This window comes from Staphylococcus agnetis (assembly GCF_002901865.1).
Taxonomy (GTDB): domain Bacteria; phylum Bacillota; class Bacilli; order Staphylococcales; family Staphylococcaceae; genus Staphylococcus; species Staphylococcus agnetis.
The window spans coordinates 1-16,629 of sequence record NZ_PPQF01000005.1 but is presented as its reverse complement, the minus strand read 5'-3'; the positions used below and the strand labels follow the sequence as shown (position 1 = coordinate 16,629).

Here is a 16,629-nt window from a genome sequence, read left to right as displayed (position 1 = left end):
TAAGATATGTATTGTTTACATATATTGCAGTTTCAATCCTATCACAGATTGTAGGCACTGTGTGATGTATTGTGGTCAATCGTAATCCATGATACACAAAACCCACTGTCTCGTGTATAATGAACGATGATGAATAAATTTATTGATAGGGCTAGGTGAAAGGATATGGGTGAGTTTAAAAATAGAATAAACGTAACGATTAATGACCAGCACTATACGATTATTGGTGAGAATGATCCTGAGCATATTCGTTATGTAGCGGATTTAGTTGATGATAAAATTAGAACATTGGGACAGCGTAATGCTGGACTCGATTCCGTACGTAAAGCTGTACTTACAGCCGTTAATGTTACGCATGAATTGGTTTTGTTAGAAGAAGAGAATGCCAAGTTACGCGAAGAAATACAACGTTTAAAACATAGAGGACATTAGGATGTTTATCGTAATAAGCGGTACCATCCTTCTTGTGTATGCCGCTTTGGGCTTTTATCGTGGCTTCCTCGCAAGCTTATTACACTTATGTAGTACAATGTTTTCGATTTGGGTTGGACTGCAATTTTATGGACCCTTAAGTCGATATTTAAAATTATTTGTACCCTTTCCTAAAACGGATGCATTTCATATGCATTACGCGTTACCATTTAAAGAACCTGAAAATGCATTTAATGCAGTTATCAGTTTATTAATCATTATGTTTATTGTGAAAGTTTTGATGCACGTCGTTTTGGATACGTTCTCATCTTTGGCTTATCGTCACCGTAATCTGTTATCTTTACGTATTTTAGGTGTCATAACGAGTTTGATTTCAGGTGTTATTGTACTGCATTTTATAGTATTATTGATGGCACTGTATCCAGATGCGTTGATTCAATCCTCTTTGCAACATGCGACTTTAACAAAATGGTTCATTACACACATTCCTATCCTATCTGAAATAACACTTACTTTAACTTAAATAAACTTAAGAGGCTGGAGCGTACGATGTAAAAATTACTTACCGTTTCATCCTCTTTTTTATGAGGTGAATTGAATGACTAAAAAAGATATCATACGTTTACTTGAGAATATTGCAACTTATATGGAACTTAAAGGTGAAAATGCATTTAAAGTTTCTGCTTATCGTAAGGCAGCACAAAGTCTTGAAATAGATGAACGCACTTTAGATGAAATTGAAGATGTTACAACCTTAAAAAATATAGGTAAGGGTGTCGGTGAAGTCATTGAAACGTATCGAACTACGGGGACATCTCCGACTTTAGAAACTTTACAAAATGAAGTACCTGAAGGATTAATACCATTGCTTAAAATTCAAGGATTGGGCAGTAAAAAAATTGCTAAACTGTATGAATCACTTCATATAACAGATAAAGCTTCATTGCAAGCAGCATGTGAGGCAGGTAAAGTAAGTGAGCTAAAAGGATTTGCGAAAAAAACAGAGCAAAATATTTTAGAAGCTGTCAAAGCGATGGGTGCGAAGAAATCTCATTATCCTATTAACATGATGCGCGGACTCAATGATAAAATCACAACGTACTTAAAAACGATACCTGAAATTGAACGGTTTGAAGTCGCGGGTAGTTTCAGACGTATGAAAGAAATGAGTAAAGATTTAGATTATATTATAAGTACTAGAGCTCCTTTAAAGGTGCAAGCGGCATTAAAAAATATACCTAATAAAGTTAAGGAAGTAGCTGTTGGTGAAACGAAAGTCTCGCTAGAAATGAGTTATGAAGACGAAACGATAGGTGTTGATTTTCGTTTAATTGAGCCAGAAGCTTTCTATCATACATTGCAACATTTTACGGGTTCGAAAGATCATAACATTCGTATTCGTCAACTAGCAAAAGCACAAGGCGAAAAGGTAAGTGAATATGGGATTGAGCGTTCAGACGGACAATTACTTCAATTCAATAGTGAAGCTGAAATATATGCACACTTTAATGTTGAGTGGATTGCACCTAGTTTGCGTGAAGATGGTTCAGAGTTCGATAAAGATCTTTCAGATATTATTACACTTGACGATATTCGTGGTGATATTCATATGCATACGACTGCAAGTGATGGTGCGATGTCTTTACGAGAGATGGTTGAAGCCAATATACAAAAAGGCTATGAATTCATGTGTATTACTGACCATTCCAAAAATTTACGTGTAGCGAATGGTTTAAGTGTGGAAAAATTACTCAAACAAAATGAAGAGATTAAAGCTTTAAATCGGGAATATAATGAAATTGATATTTATTCTGGAACAGAGATGGACATTTTACCAGATGGAACGTTAGATTATGAGGACGATGTTTTAGCACAACTCGACTACGTTATTGCAGCGATACATCAAAGTTTTAATCAGAGTGAAGCGGATATTATGAAACGATTAGAAACAGCCTGTTACAACCCATATGTGCGACATATTGCGCATCCTACAGGGCGTATTATTGGACGTCGAGAGGGTTATAAAGTTAATATAGAGCAACTCGTGCGAATGTGTAGCGAGACGGGAACAGCATTAGAAATCAATGCCAATCCGCAACGTCTCGATTTAAATGCTACAATTTTACGTGCCCATCCACAACTTAAACTGACAATAAATACAGATGCGCATCATACAAATCATTTGGCGTTTATGCATTATGGTGTTGCGACAGCACAAAAAGGATTTGTAAAAAAATCACAAGTCATTAATGCTTATACGCGAGAACAATTTCAAGCATTTATTCGCCAAAGTAAATCAGTAAAATGATTTGAAGTAACGAATCGAAAATTAAATTGATGCATGTTTTAAAGCATTCATTTTAAGGTGATTATCCCGAAATGTGGTGCCTGTTGCAGTTGGGTTTATAATATAGACGTCTCTTGACAATAGAAAAGTAAGAAACGTAATCAAATTAATAATGGTGTACTTAAGAAATTGAGGGATTTTATGAAGCAAAAAACGTTAGAAGTACTTGAATTTAATAAAATTAAGACGACACTGTTAAATGAAGTCATTAGTGATTTAGGAGCAGCAAAAATACATCAACTTTCCCCATCAACAGATTTTGATACTGTTGTGGCTCAAATGGAAGAATTAGATGAAATTGCTCAAATTTATAATCAATATCGTTTACCTAGTTTGAGTGGCTTATCCCAAATATCAGCTTATATCAAACGTGCCCAAATAGGCGGTACATTAAATGTTCAAGAATTGAATGCGATTAAACGGATGATTCAAATTCAAAACCAGTTTAAAACTTTTTACAATCAACTTGTTGATGATGAAGAGACGATCAACTATCCCATGCTGGATAGTCAAATGATATTATTACCAGTGTTGACACCGCTGTATCAATCTATAAGGGAAAAATGTGATGAAACCGACTTGTTTGATGCTGCAAGTTATGAATTACAATCGATACGTAGTAAAATTTCCAAAACAAACCAACGGATTAAGTCACAATTAGACCGTATTGTAAAATCATCTGGGAATCAAAAAAAGCTTTCTGATGCGATAGTGACAGTGAGAAACGAACGACATGTCATTCCGGTTAAAGCCGAGTACAGACAAGATTTCAGTGGGATAATGCATGATCAGTCTGCATCTGGACAAACAATTTATATTGAACCGTCATCTGTTGTTGAATTGAATAATCAAGTGAGTCGTTTACGTAATGAAGAAAAAGTAGAAATGGAACGCATCTTGGCACAACTTACAGCAAGTGTAGCTGAAGAAAGTGATGCGTTACTTGTGTCGGAAGATGTGATGGGGCATCTGGATTTTCTTATAGCTAAAGCGCGATATGGCGCTAATATTAAAGCAACGAAACCCACATTTACAACGACGAAGTCCATTTATTTGCCTAAAGCGTATCACCCGCTATTAGACCGTGAAACAGTCGTTGCGAATACCATTGCATTTGATGAGGACATCCAAACAGTTATCATTACAGGACCGAACACAGGTGGTAAAACAGTTACACTTAAAACATTAGGGTTAATCGTGATTATGGCGCAGTCGGGGTTACTTGTACCTACGTTAGATGGAAGTCAATTGAGTGTATTTGAAAATGTATTTTGTGATATTGGTGATGAACAATCGATTGAACAATCTTTATCTACATTTTCATCCCACATGAAGACCATTATTTCTATATTAAACGAAGCGAATGAAAATAGTTTAATTTTATTTGACGAATTAGGTGCTGGAACAGATCCAAGTGAAGGTGCAGCACTTGCGATGAGTATATTAGATTACGTTCAAAGTATAGGCGCGCAAGTAATGGCAACGACACATTATCCAGAATTGAAAGCGTATAGTTACAACCGACCAGGCGTCATGAATGCGAGTGTTGAATTCGATGTAAATACGTTAAGTCCAACTTATAAATTGCTTATGGGTGTTCCAGGGCGTTCAAATGCTTTCGACATATCAAAACGTTTAGGATTGAGTTTAAAAATTATAAATCATGCGAAAACGATGGTGGGTCATGATGAAAAAGAAATCAATACGATGATTGCATCATTAGAAGACAATGCGAAACGTGTAGATGACCAACGTATTGAATTGGACCGTTTAGTACGTGAAGCCGAATCCTTACATCAACAATTAAGTCAAAAATATACGCAATATCAAAATTATGAAGCACGACTCATGGAAGAGGCGAAAGAAAAAGCAAATCAGCGTGTGCAATCAGCAACGCAAGAAGCCGATACGATTTTAAAAGAATTACGTGATATAAGGGACCGTAAAGGTGTCGAAGTTAAGGAACATGAACTCATCGAAAAGAAAAAACAACTTGATGATCAATATGAAGCAAAATCGATTAAACAAAACGTTAAGAAACAACGTCATGATGTTATTCAAGTTGGAGATGAAGTGAAAGTACTTTCTTACGGTCAAAAAGGTGAAGTTTTAGAACGTATAGGCAATGATGAAGCTGTCGTTCAAATGGGTATTATTAAAATGAAATTACCTATAGAAGATTTAGAGAAAAAAGAGAAAGTAAAAGAAAAACCATCTAAAATGATTACACGATCCAATCGATCTACAGTTAAGATGGAATTGGACTTACGAGGATATCGGTACGAAGAAGCATTAAGTGCGTTAGATCAATATTTAGATCAGGCTGTATTGAGCAATTATGAAGATGTCTATATTATTCATGGTAAAGGTACAGGTGCGTTACAAAAAGGTGTTCAACAACACCTAAAACAACACAGAAGTGTATCAAGTTATCGAACTGGGATGCCAAGCGAAGGTGGATTCGGCGTTACAGTTGCATCACTAAAATAATGAGCAATTGAAATGAAAATCCGCAATGAATTTGATATACTTTGACTATCAACGAAATCAAGGAGGCAACTTCCTATGGCATTAATCGAAGTAAACGATTCAAATTTTAACGAACAAATTAACAGCGGTGTGAAATTAGTAGACTTTTGGGCAACATGGTGTGGCCCATGTAAAATGATTGCACCTGTTTTAGAAGATTTAGCAAATGATTATGATGGTAAAGCAGATATATTAAAATTAGATGTTGACCAAAACCAAGCTACAGCTGCTAAATATGAAGTGATGAGTATTCCAACTTTAATCGTATTTAAAGATGGAGAACCTGTAGATAAAGTGGTTGGTTTTCAACCTAAAGAAAATTTAGCACAAGTATTAGATAAGCATTTATAATTTTTAAAATTGACAGTGCATACCTCTGTACGTTTAAAGCGACTATTTTTAAATAAGCAAGTGTACACGATTGGGTTAGGATCTTTAATTTGTTCCAACCCTATGATTTACAATCATTTAGGCTGGGCGACGAATCTCTTTTAGATTTCGACCCAGCCTTTTCATGTATAGCGATGTAAGCGGGTGATAAAAAGTGAACGAAGTTAAAACGAAAATCAAACAAAAACTCTCCGTTTTACCGATGGAACCAGGGTGTTATTTAATGAAAGATCGACAAGATCAAGTGATTTATGTGGGCAAAGCAAAACGCCTTAGAAATCGCGTAAGGTCTTATTTTACAGGGGCACATGACTTAAAAACGACACGGCTTGTTCGTGAAATTGTGGATTTCGAATACATTGTAACCTCAAGTGAAACGGAGTCATTATTGCTTGAACTTAATCTTATTAAAAAATACCAGCCACGTTATAATGTGTTATTAAAAGATGATAAAAGTTATCCGTTTATTAAAATCACGAAAGAACGTCATCCTAAACTCATTGTGACGCGCACAGTACGAAAAGGGAGTGGCAAATATTTTGGTCCCTATCCTAATGCTTACTCTGCCCATGAAACTAAAAAGTTATTAGATCGTATTTATCCATATCGGAAATGTGATAAAATGCCAGACCGATTGTGCCTCTACTACCATATTGGTCAATGTTTGGGACCATGTGTCTATCCTGTAAAACAAAGTGAATACGATCAAATGACGAAAGAAATCAGTGATTTTCTCAATGGTGAGGATAAAACTATTTTAAAGCAGTTAGAAACACGCATGCATACTGCTAGTGAAAATTTAGAATTTGAACAAGCGAAAGAGTATCGTGATCTAATTGAACACATTCATAACTTAACGAAAAAACAAAAAATCATGTCTGCAGATCAAACCGTTAGGGATGTATTCGGATATCATGTGGAAAAAGGATGGATGTGCATTCAAGTCTTCTTTGTGCGACAAGGGAATTTAATTGAAAGAGAAGCGACAATGTTCCCTATACAACAAACTGCCGAGGAGGAATTTTATACATTCATTGGCCAATTTTATCAACTCAATCAGCATTTTATTCCTAGAGAAATACATGTACCTAAAGAACTGGATCATAGCATGATACAGTCTGTAGTTGACACTAAAATATTAACACCACAGCGAGGGCCGAAAAAACAACTGGTCGATTTAGCTAATAAAAATGCTAAAATTTCCCTTGAAAATAAATTTGAGATGATTGCACGTGACGAATCAAGAACGATTAAAGCAATTGAACAATTAGGGGATGCGATGGGGATTCAAACGCCAATTCGTATAGAAGCTTTTGACAACTCAAATATTCAAGGGGTCGATCCGGTATCCGCTATGGTGTCATTTGTAGATGGGAAACCTGATAAAAAAGGATATCGAAAATATAAAATCAAAACGGTTGAAGGTCCTGATGATTATAAATCAATGCAGGAAGCTGTGCGTCGCCGGTATACACGCGTATTAAATGAAGGGTTGCCTTTGCCAGATTTAATCATTGTAGACGGTGGTAAAGGTCATATGTCAAGTGTTATTGACGTGATTCAAAATGAATTAGGGTTAGATATTCCGGTCGCAGGTTTACAAAAAAATGAAAAACATCAAACGTCAGAATTATTATACGGTGAAGAGGCTCAAATCATTCCACTAAAAAAGAATGGTCAAGCTTTCTATTTATTACAACGTATTCAAGATGAAGTGCACCGTTTTGCGATTACATTTCACCGTCAAACACGACAGAAAACAGGGCTACAATCCGTATTAGACCAAGTGGAGGGGATTGGACCTAAGCGCAAGACAAAGCTATTACGTCACTTTGGATCTATTAAAAAAATGCGCCAAGCATCACTCCAAGAATTACAAATGTGTGGGTTGCCTGAAAAAACTGCGAAAGCGCTCTATGACACATTGCACGAAGAAAATGGATAAAATTGGGTTGAGAATCATTCTCATACCCAATTTCGTCACATTTAGTGTTACAATGAAGAAAAGTTGATTTCTTTTTTTTAATAAGATGTGCAAACGTTTTCTTAAGGGCAACATTAAAAAAAAGAAGTCAAAAAAATTTAGTATCGCAGGGGGGACTTCCTTTTGGAACAATCGAAGAATCAATTCTACCTTAGAAGATTACATTCGTTGCTTGGCGTGATTCCACTAGGTGCATTTTTAGTAGTTCACTTAACAGTAAACCACCAAGCTACGCAAGGGGTAGACGCATTTAACAAAGCGGCAGGATTTATGGAATCATTACCATTTCTTTACGCGCTAGAATTTATTATGATATACATTCCGATTTTATTCCATGCGCTTTACGGTTTTTATATCGCATTTACAGCAAATCAAAATATCGGACATTATTCATATATGCGTAACTGGATGTTTTTATTCCAACGTTTATCAGGTTTGTTAACATTCTTATTCGTGATGATACATATGTGGCAAACGCGTATCCAAAAGTTATTTGGTGAAGAAGTAAGCTATGATATGGTTCATGAAATCGTATCCAATCCTATTTGGTTAATTTTTTACATCGTATGTATTATCGCCGTTGTATTCCATTTTGCTAATGGTTTATGGTCATTCCTAGTGACTTGGGGAATTTTACAATCTCCTAAATCACAAAAGGTATTTACATGGGTATCATTAGTGGTATTCGTAATCTTATCTTACATTGGCGTGAGTGCAATTTTAGCATTCGTTTAGATGTTGGCAAATTCGTGCATTTCAGAGCTTTAATAAGACAAAAATAAAACACTTGATTGATTAAGAATTGACACAAGCGTTTTTAGTCTTAACGTTTTAATCATTTCAGGGGAGTGACAATGCTATGGCAGAAAAGAAAATTATTGTTGTCGGTGGCGGACTTGCAGGCCTAATGTCAACAATTAAAGCGGCAGAACAAGGGGCTCACGTAGACTTGTTCTCAATTGTTCCAGTTAAACGCTCACATTCCGTATGTGCACAGGGTGGTATTAATGGAGCAGTTAACACGAAAGGTGAAGGTGACTCACCATATTTACATTTTGATGATACTGTATACGGTGGCGATTTCTTAGCAGATCAACCACCAGTAAAAGCTATGACTGAAGCAGCACCTAAAATTATTCATTTACTTGACCGTATGGGTGTGATGTTTAGTCGTACTAAGGAAGGTTTATTAGATTTCCGACGTTTCGGTGGCACACTTTTCCATCGTACAGCATTTGCGGGTGCAACGACGGGACAACAGTTACTTTACGCGTTAGATGAACAAGTACGTAGCTATGAAGTTGATGGCTTAGTAACAAAATATGAAGGTTGGGAATTTTTAGGTGTTGTTAAAGATGATGAAAATAAAGCGAGAGGGATCATCGCTCAAGATATCACAACATCTGAAATTAAATCTTTCGGTTCAGATGCGGTCATTATGGCAACAGGTGGCCCAGGTATCATTTTCGGTAAAACAACAAACTCTATGATTAATACAGGTTCAGCTGCATCGATTGCGTACCAACAAGGGGTACATTATGCAAACGGTGAATTCATTCAAATCCATCCTACGGCGATTCCTGGGGACGATAAATTACGTCTGATGAGTGAATCCGCACGTGGTGAAGGTGGTCGTATATGGACGTATAAAGATGGTAAGCCGTGGTATTTCTTAGAAGAGAAGTACCCTGACTACGGTAATTTAGTACCGCGTGATATTGCGACACGTGAAATTTTCGATGTTTGTGTCAATCAAAAACTAGGTATCAACGGTGAAAACATGGTTTATTTAGATCTTTCTCATAAAGATCCACATGAACTTGATGTAAAACTTGGTGGTATCATCGAAATCTATGAAAAATTCACAGGTGACGATCCACGTAAAGTTCCGATGAAAATTTTCCCAGCTGTTCATTATTCTATGGGTGGTCTCTACGTTGATTACGATCAAATGACGAATATTGAAGGATTATTTGCTGCTGGTGAATGTGACTTCTCTCAACATGGGGGTAACCGTTTAGGCGCGAATTCATTACTATCTGCCATTTACGGTGGTACAGTTGCAGGTCCTAATGCTGTTAAATATGTTGAAAATATAGATAAATCCTATGTCGATTTAGATGAAAGCATTTATCAAAAACATATCGATGAAGAACAAGCGCGTTTCGATAAACTTCTAAATATGAAGGGAACGGAAAACGCCTACAAATTACATCGTGAACTAGGTGAAATTATGACAGCAAACGTAACGGTTGTGCGTCATAATGATCGCTTACTTGAAACGGATAAGAAAATTGTTGAGTTAATGAAGCGTTTTGAAAACATTGATATGGAAGATACACAAACGTGGAGTAACCAAGCCGTATTCTTTACGCGTCAATTATGGAACATGCTTGTATTGGCACGTGTCATTACGATCGGGGCATATAATCGTAATGAATCACGTGGTGCACATTACAAACCAGAGTTCCCAGAACGTAATGATGAAGAATGGTTAAAACATACAATCGCAACATATAATGGGCCAACTGAAAAACCTACGTTCACTTATAAACCAGTGGATGTAAGTTTAATTGAACCTCGTAAACGTGACTATACTAGTAAGTCAAAAGGGGGTAAAAAATAATGGTTGAAACGAAAGAACAAGTTTCAAATGAAGGACAACAACAGCAAACAACACATCATAATAATAAAACGATTAAATTGATTATTAAACGTCAAGATAATGCAAATTCAAAACCATATGAAGAAGGTTTCGAAATTCCTTATCGTGAAAATTTAAACGTAATCGCTTGTTTAATGGAAATTCGTCGTAACCCTATCAATGATAAGGGTGAAAAAACGACACCTGTTACTTGGGATATGAACTGTCTTGAGGAAGTTTGTGGTGCATGTTCAATGGTTATCAACGGTCGTGCTCGCCAATCTTGTTCAACAATCGTAGACCAATTAGAACAACCGATTCGTATTGAGCCGATGAACACGTTCCCTGTGATCCGAGACTTACAAGTTGATCGCTCACGTATGTTTGATAATTTAAAACGCATGAAAGCATGGATTCCTGTAGATGGCACATACGATTTAGGTCCTGGACCACGTATGCCTGAAAAGAAACGTCAAACAGCTTATGAGTTATCTAAATGTATGACGTGTGGTGTGTGTTTAGAAGTTTGTCCTAACGTGACGCCTTCAAATGACTTTGTGGGTGCACAAGCCATTTCACAAGTACGTTTGTTTAACTTGCATCCAACTGGTGCAATGACAAAAGATGAACGACTTGATGCATTGATGGATCAAGGTGGTTTACAGGCCTGTGGTAACTCACAAAACTGTGTTCAAGCATGTCCGAAAGGCATACCTTTAACAACGTCAATTGCAGCACTTAATCGTGAAACATCATTCCATATGTTCAAGTCATTCTTTGGCTCAGATCATAAAGTAGACTAATACCATTAATTTAGAAGCGGAGGCCATGTGTCTCCGCTTTTAATATATTCAAGTTAAGATTTGGATACATCATTGAGCGATATAATTTCATTCATAGCATGATGATGCGTTAGGAATGTAAAGAATGTGACTTATCAACATATGCGGTGTATGATAAAATGTACAACAAGTATAAAAAGAATAGGATGAAGAAAATGGAGAGACCTATCGGCGTCATAGATTCGGGAGTAGGAGGTCTCACAGTCGCAAAAGAAATCATGCGACAATTGCCAAACGAAACGATTTATTATCTCGGTGATGTGAGCCGTTGTCCTTATGGTCCTAGATCTCAAGAAGAGGTACGTCAATTTACAATTGAAATGGCGAACTATTTAACACAATATGATATTAAAATGCTTGTTATTGCATGTAATACTGCGACAGCCGTCGCGTTAGAACCCTTACAAAAACAACTCAAAATACCAGTTATAGGTGTAATTGAACCAGGGGCACGTACTGCAATTATGACAACAGAAAATCATAGTGTCCTTGTTTTAGGTACAGAAGGTACAATTAAGTCCGAAGCATACCGTCAACATATTAAGCGCATTAATCCTAATGTTGAAGTACATGGTGTCGCATGTCCTGGCTTTGTGCCGCTAGTTGAAGAACTCAAATATAAAGATCCTACTATTACAAGTATTGTGATTCATCAAACGTTAAAAAGTTGGAGACATATTAAAGCTGATACTGTTATTTTGGGATGTACACACTATCCCTTATTATTCCAACCCATTAATGAGTATTTTAATCGTGCAAAGACAGTCATTTCATCTGGATTGGAAACGGCACGTGAAGTGAGTGCACTACTCACATTTAGTCATGAACATGCCCACTATAACCCTCAACCAAAGCATCGATTTTTTGCGAATGGTCAAACTACGCATATTGAATTTATTATTAAAGAGTGGTTAAAATACAAGCATGTCAAAGTGGAAAAAATTCATTTAGGCTAGGAGGACAAAATTTATGAATGATATTGTAATTGCATCATCAAATAAAGGAAAGATTAATGATTTTAAAGTCATTTTTTCTGAATATAATGTCATCGGTATAAATGAACTGATAGATGATTTTGATGTTGAAGAAACAGGAACAACGTTTGAAGAAAATGCCCGCTTAAAATCAGAAGCTGCAGCAAAAGCATTACATAAAACAGTGATTGCAGATGACAGTGGCTTAGAAGTTAACGCCTTGGATGGTGCACCAGGTGTTTATTCGGCACGTTTTGCGGGTGAAGATAAAGATGATCACGCCAATATCGATAAAGTATTATCATTGTTAGAGGAACAAACAGATCGTTCGGCACGTTTTGTGTGTGTGATTAGTATGACAACTGCTGACGGAGAGACACACACATTTAAAGGTACGGTGAATGGTGAAATTACACTTGCTCGAATCGGTGAGAATGGTTTTGGCTATGATCCAATATTCTATGTTCCGGATAAAAATAAAACGATGGCACAATTATCTGCAGAAGAAAAAGCTCAAATTTCACATCGCCGACGCGCTATCGATCAACTTCAAGTGTACATGGAAGGGACCGAATCGAAATGAAATTGATACTTGTAAGTGATAATCATTCAGAAACAGGTATTTTACATGAAATTTATGATAAACATGATGATGCAGATACATTTATTCATTTAGGAGATTCTGAATTCACCTATCAAGATACAGAATTAAGTTTGTATCGACGTGTGAAAGGAAATATGGATTTTTACCCAGAATTTCCAGAGGAAGACACAATCACGATACAAGGGGTGACATTCTTTTTTACACATGGCCATCGTATGGGTGTGAATCAAGGCCGTGACATGTTAGCACAACACGCTAAAGCACAGGGTGCTACATTTGCGTTTTATGGTCATACGCATATTGCTCGTTATGAATATCTTCAAGGGATACATGTGATAAATCCTGGTAGTATTACACATTCACGTAGTACCGAAGAAGAAACATATGCTGAAATAAAACTTGATGATGGAGAAGGGACACTTAATTTCCGTAATCGTCAACATGATATTTTAAGTACTGTACCATTTCAATATTAAAATCGAGCGACCATCATCTATAGTTAAATTATAAAAAGGCTAAGCACAATCAACGTGTTTAGCCTTTTTATATGAATTAATGACGAGTCATATGTTAATTGCGCGTACATCATGCACGTGATAGGTTTTGTTTTACAGCTTGAACCAATGCTTTACCTTCTTGTTTAGATACAAAATCAAAAATATAAGCTTCATCGCTAAACGTCTTTATGACTATACGATAAGGCTTAAATGAGAATCCAAATTTAATAAGTTGAATCTCATTGAATAAAAATTGAGAACGTATTTCTTGATCAGCTAAAAGACCCTTAGCTTTAAAGTAAACACCATCTTCTTTTAAATAAAGTGTACCATGCACATAATTCGCTTTAATAATGAGCATTGAAGCAAGAACTTGTAATGGTTCATTTTTTATCTTATTCATTGAGACACCCTCTGTTATCTTTTAAAATAATGGTATCATATTTTTTTAACCTTTTATAAGTAAAACATGATTTTCTTATTAATTGAAAATAACGTACAAGGTAGTTAATACGATCTTAATAAAAAGGAGTACTCAATGTTCACAATTACTGAAATTACCGAGGCATTAAACCAAAAAAGAGTGAAACACATATATCAACGATTTTCTAAATCACTACAATCACATATAAGCTATAGAGCATTTAAAAAACTATTTAAGTATTATTGTAAACATTACGGTAAGAGTGACATTTATCTCGATCGCTTTAATGCGGGTAACGGTGAAGCGGTATGGTACAGTTCCAATCGTGATGCGGGGATTAGCATGACTTTTCATCAATATGAAATTACGTCAATGTTACTTTTACCAATAGATACAGAGCCATCACATGTATTAACAACGTTTAATCAGTACATTATGCCAGTAGAAAATGAATTTTATATTTTTTGGGGCGGTGACAATGCGTTGTTAAATTATCATTATCCTACTGAAACACAACGGTATGCGTATGACTTAGTGATATTAAAAGACGGTCGGTCGTTTCATCACGATGGTAGTCAGTTACGCCATTACTATTGTTTTGGCACACCAGTCATTGCGCCGAGTGAGGGTGAAGTAGTGGCGCTAAATGATGATAGAGAAGACCAACAGCCTGGTGTCGTGGACGCACAAAACCTATTAGGGAATTATGTCATATTGAAGCATCGCGAGAATGAATTTAGCCTTATCGCACATTTAAAGCAACATTCATTAGTCGTAGGTGTAGGAGATAAAGTGAAACAGGGGGAACGGCTTGCTTTATGTGGCAATAGTGGTCATTCAACAGAACCACATATTCATTTTCAAGTGATGACGGATATTAACCATACAAGAGGGAAGTCCATGAAGATACAGTTCATAGATCAACATCAATATGAAAAAGGCGACATTGTATCAGGTTTAGAACAAATGAAATGACAACGCCTTAAAAATAAAATATTGTATTTTGCACTGCATTAATATACACTCATATTAATTGCTGTAAAGGGGGGATTTAAGGAGTAATTCAACTCTAAAAAAGATGAATTTACTTTAAAATTATGGTGAAAATACATATTAAAATTAGAAGAACAACACCGTCAGAATGCATTAAAGGTATCATTGGCATGACTGTAATAATAGGGTACGTGTTAGTGTTAAAGCAACTTTTTACTAAGGAGAATCTATGATGGATAAATTAACGATAATCAAACTACGCACGTTTTTAAACTATTTCATAGGTCTCATCGCGTTAATCATTGCGATATGTACGTTATTTTTATAAAGTACCAAAATGAAAGGCCACCTTGTCACATTTTACGTGATAAGGTGGCTTGTTTTTATTTATTTTTAAGTTGATAGATACGATAAAGAAGAGGATGAGTGACACATATAAAGTCTCCAACCAGTTCTTCGATATACCCGCCAAATCCTTTTTTGAATTGTAGTACACCATAGTCTTCAGCTATAGGTGAAAAATCACCAGTAATGCCATAAAAATTATAACGGTCTATATGTTGTTGTTTCGCATGTTGAATCATATGCCACTGTAAGACATAACTGCCCATAAATTTGTTGAATTCAGGATCTGATCCACTAAAAAGATAGACCATTTCATCTTTTGTTTCAGCAAAAATTGCCGCAGCTAAATGGAGTGTATTACCATGTTTCGATCGTAATTGATTTGCTACTGTCATATTTTCTTGCAACTTATCATAAATAATTTGTTGTTCTTTTAATTTATTTTGTTTTTTCTTAGATAAAGGTTGCGTTTGATTTTGTAACTGTTTTTTTATCTGTTCATCTATGTCATGTGCTTTAGTTTTTAAAATGTCAATATGTTCATTTAAATGGATATAGGCCAATTGAATCGACGTGATTTCTGGATAGTTCCTTACAAATTGTTCTAAATAAGATTTGGTAAAAAGTGAAAAGCCATGTTTGATTTCTGCTTTCTGATAAAGGGCATAAAAAGCATCCATTTCATTTACAGAAAGCGTCTTAACTTTTACGCCCATTTGCATGGCTTTTTTAATACTATGAGCAGTATTGTATTCCATCCCTTTTAATATCGAGGATGGTGCTTTGTCTTTTAAATCTAAAATAGCTAACCATCTTGCTTGGCTTAATTCAGAATAACCTGTTGAAAAACCTTGATGTTGATATTGAAGCGTGTTGAATGTCTCTATTAGTGATGAAATATTAAAATCTTCTACAATATTCCCTTTAAAATCACGTATATGACGTATCACATAAGGGTCTATCAGCATAAAGATAGTACGCCTCTTTTTAAAATACTTTTTAAGCTCATTGAAATAAAATTCAACCAATGTTGTATTTGAATAATCCAACATCGGTCCTCGATGGCTATAAACGTAATTAAAATATTTTAGTAAAGGGGCAGCGGTGAATAATCCTGCTGCAACAATGTTATCGTTATCATCTTTAACCCCTAAAAGGGACACATGAAGCCCCTTTTCTTTTCGCGCTTGATAATGTTCTATAGATTGTGTGTACTGTTTAAAGTGATGATTGATGTATTGATGATATTCATCTGGTGTAAGTTCTACAAATTTCAAAAAAGATACCCCTTTCTAAGACGCGGTCAATAAATGACTTATGGCGAGATGTCTAAAAATTAATGAAGTACGATTCCCAAAATCATTTATAAAAAACAATTATATTGCTATCACAATAGCATAAACACTATGTGTTTGTCATGTATATGAAAGTTGTGTAATATTTAATATTGAAATATAAGAGGGTATGATAAGGATAGTAAAAATAAAAAAAGAAAAATCTTGTTATGAAATTAACAAAGATTTTTCTTTTGATTAATGACTTCAGTCAGTTGAGCACGTAAAACGTGCGAAACAATAAACCACCTGCTATGCGGGTGGGCAACAAAAGTTATACTAAAAAATCC

At 35.6% G+C, this 16,629-nt stretch carries 15 protein-coding genes; 13 read left to right on the top strand and 2 right to left on the bottom strand.

Features of this window, described 5'->3' with window-relative positions:
* Window positions 1–165: 165 nt before the first annotated feature.
* The 12 genes from zapA (at window position 166) to CD172_RS00410 (ending at window position 13,222) form a co-directional block, all read left to right on the top strand.
* Complete coding sequence (zapA, locus tag CD172_RS00465) at window positions 166–432, top strand: cell division protein ZapA (protein ID WP_037566133.1); 267 nt, start codon at window positions 166–168, stop codon at window positions 430–432.
* 1 nt (window position 433) lies between these two features.
* Complete coding sequence (locus CD172_RS00460) at window positions 434–955, top strand: CvpA family protein (RefSeq protein ID WP_103345126.1); 522 nt, start codon at window positions 434–436, stop codon at window positions 953–955.
* 75 nt (window positions 956–1,030) lie between these two features.
* Entirely contained in the window at window positions 1,031–2,740 is a 1,710-nt protein-coding gene (polX, locus tag CD172_RS00455) for a DNA polymerase/3'-5' exonuclease PolX (RefSeq protein WP_103345125.1), read from the top strand.
* Window positions 2,741–2,920: 180 nt separating this feature from the next.
* Window positions 2,921–5,269 carry an endonuclease MutS2 gene (locus CD172_RS00450; protein WP_103345124.1) on the top strand — a complete coding sequence of 783 codons (2,349 nt, stop codon included), beginning with the start codon at window positions 2,921–2,923 and terminating at the stop codon, window positions 5,267–5,269.
* Between the two features lie 75 nt (window positions 5,270–5,344).
* Window positions 5,345–5,659: a thioredoxin gene (trxA, locus tag CD172_RS00445; protein ID WP_037566141.1), complete on the top strand. Its 315-nt coding sequence runs from the start codon at window positions 5,345–5,347 to the stop codon at window positions 5,657–5,659.
* Window positions 5,660–5,852: 193 nt separating this feature from the next.
* Window positions 5,853–7,643: an excinuclease ABC subunit UvrC gene (gene uvrC / locus CD172_RS00440; RefSeq protein ID WP_060550835.1), complete on the top strand. Its 1,791-nt coding sequence runs from the start codon at window positions 5,853–5,855 to the stop codon at window positions 7,641–7,643.
* A gap of 162 nt (window positions 7,644–7,805) precedes the next feature.
* The gene (locus CD172_RS00435) at window positions 7,806–8,417 is read left to right on the top strand and encodes a succinate dehydrogenase cytochrome b558 subunit (RefSeq protein ID WP_037566148.1); all 612 of its coding nucleotides are present in this window, start codon (window positions 7,806–7,808) and stop codon (window positions 8,415–8,417) included.
* Window positions 8,418–8,541: 124 nt separating this feature from the next.
* The gene (gene sdhA / locus CD172_RS00430; RefSeq protein WP_103345123.1) at window positions 8,542–10,308 is read left to right on the top strand and encodes a succinate dehydrogenase flavoprotein subunit; all 1,767 of its coding nucleotides are present in this window, start codon (window positions 8,542–8,544) and stop codon (window positions 10,306–10,308) included.
* Window positions 10,308–11,129 carry a succinate dehydrogenase iron-sulfur subunit gene (gene sdhB / locus CD172_RS00425; RefSeq protein ID WP_060550836.1) on the top strand — a complete coding sequence of 274 codons (822 nt, stop codon included), beginning with the start codon at window positions 10,308–10,310 and terminating at the stop codon, window positions 11,127–11,129. The genes sdhA and sdhB overlap by 1 nt, the downstream gene beginning before the upstream one ends.
* 194 nt (window positions 11,130–11,323) lie before the next feature.
* On the top strand, window positions 11,324–12,124 hold the full coding sequence (gene racE / locus CD172_RS00420) for a glutamate racemase (RefSeq protein ID WP_037566154.1): 801 nt from the start codon (window positions 11,324–11,326) through the stop codon (window positions 12,122–12,124).
* Between the two features lie 13 nt (window positions 12,125–12,137).
* Entirely contained in the window at window positions 12,138–12,725 is a 588-nt protein-coding gene (locus tag CD172_RS00415; RefSeq protein WP_060550837.1) for an XTP/dITP diphosphatase, read from the top strand.
* Complete coding sequence (locus CD172_RS00410; protein WP_103345122.1) at window positions 12,722–13,222, top strand: YfcE family phosphodiesterase; 501 nt, start codon at window positions 12,722–12,724, stop codon at window positions 13,220–13,222. The genes CD172_RS00415 and CD172_RS00410 overlap by 4 nt, the downstream gene beginning before the upstream one ends.
* Before the next feature lie 109 nt (window positions 13,223–13,331).
* On the opposite strand, the gene CD172_RS00405 is transcribed toward CD172_RS00410, so the two are convergent.
* Window positions 13,332–13,646 carry a hypothetical protein gene (locus CD172_RS00405; protein WP_103345121.1) on the bottom strand — a complete coding sequence of 105 codons (315 nt, stop codon included), beginning with the start codon at window positions 13,644–13,646 and terminating at the stop codon, window positions 13,332–13,334.
* 135 nt (window positions 13,647–13,781) lie between these two features.
* Between CD172_RS00405 and CD172_RS00400 the strand changes: the two genes are divergently transcribed.
* Window positions 13,782–14,642, top strand: a complete 861-nt coding sequence (locus CD172_RS00400) for a M23 family metallopeptidase (RefSeq protein ID WP_060550840.1) — start codon at window positions 13,782–13,784, stop codon at window positions 14,640–14,642.
* 401 nt (window positions 14,643–15,043) lie between these two features.
* Here the strand turns inward: CD172_RS00400 and CD172_RS00395 are convergent, their stop codons facing one another.
* The gene (locus CD172_RS00395) at window positions 15,044–16,282 is read right to left on the bottom strand and encodes an aminoacyltransferase (protein WP_103345120.1); all 1,239 of its coding nucleotides are present in this window, start codon (window positions 16,280–16,282) and stop codon (window positions 15,044–15,046) included.
* Between the last annotated feature and the right edge of the window lie 347 nt (window positions 16,283–16,629).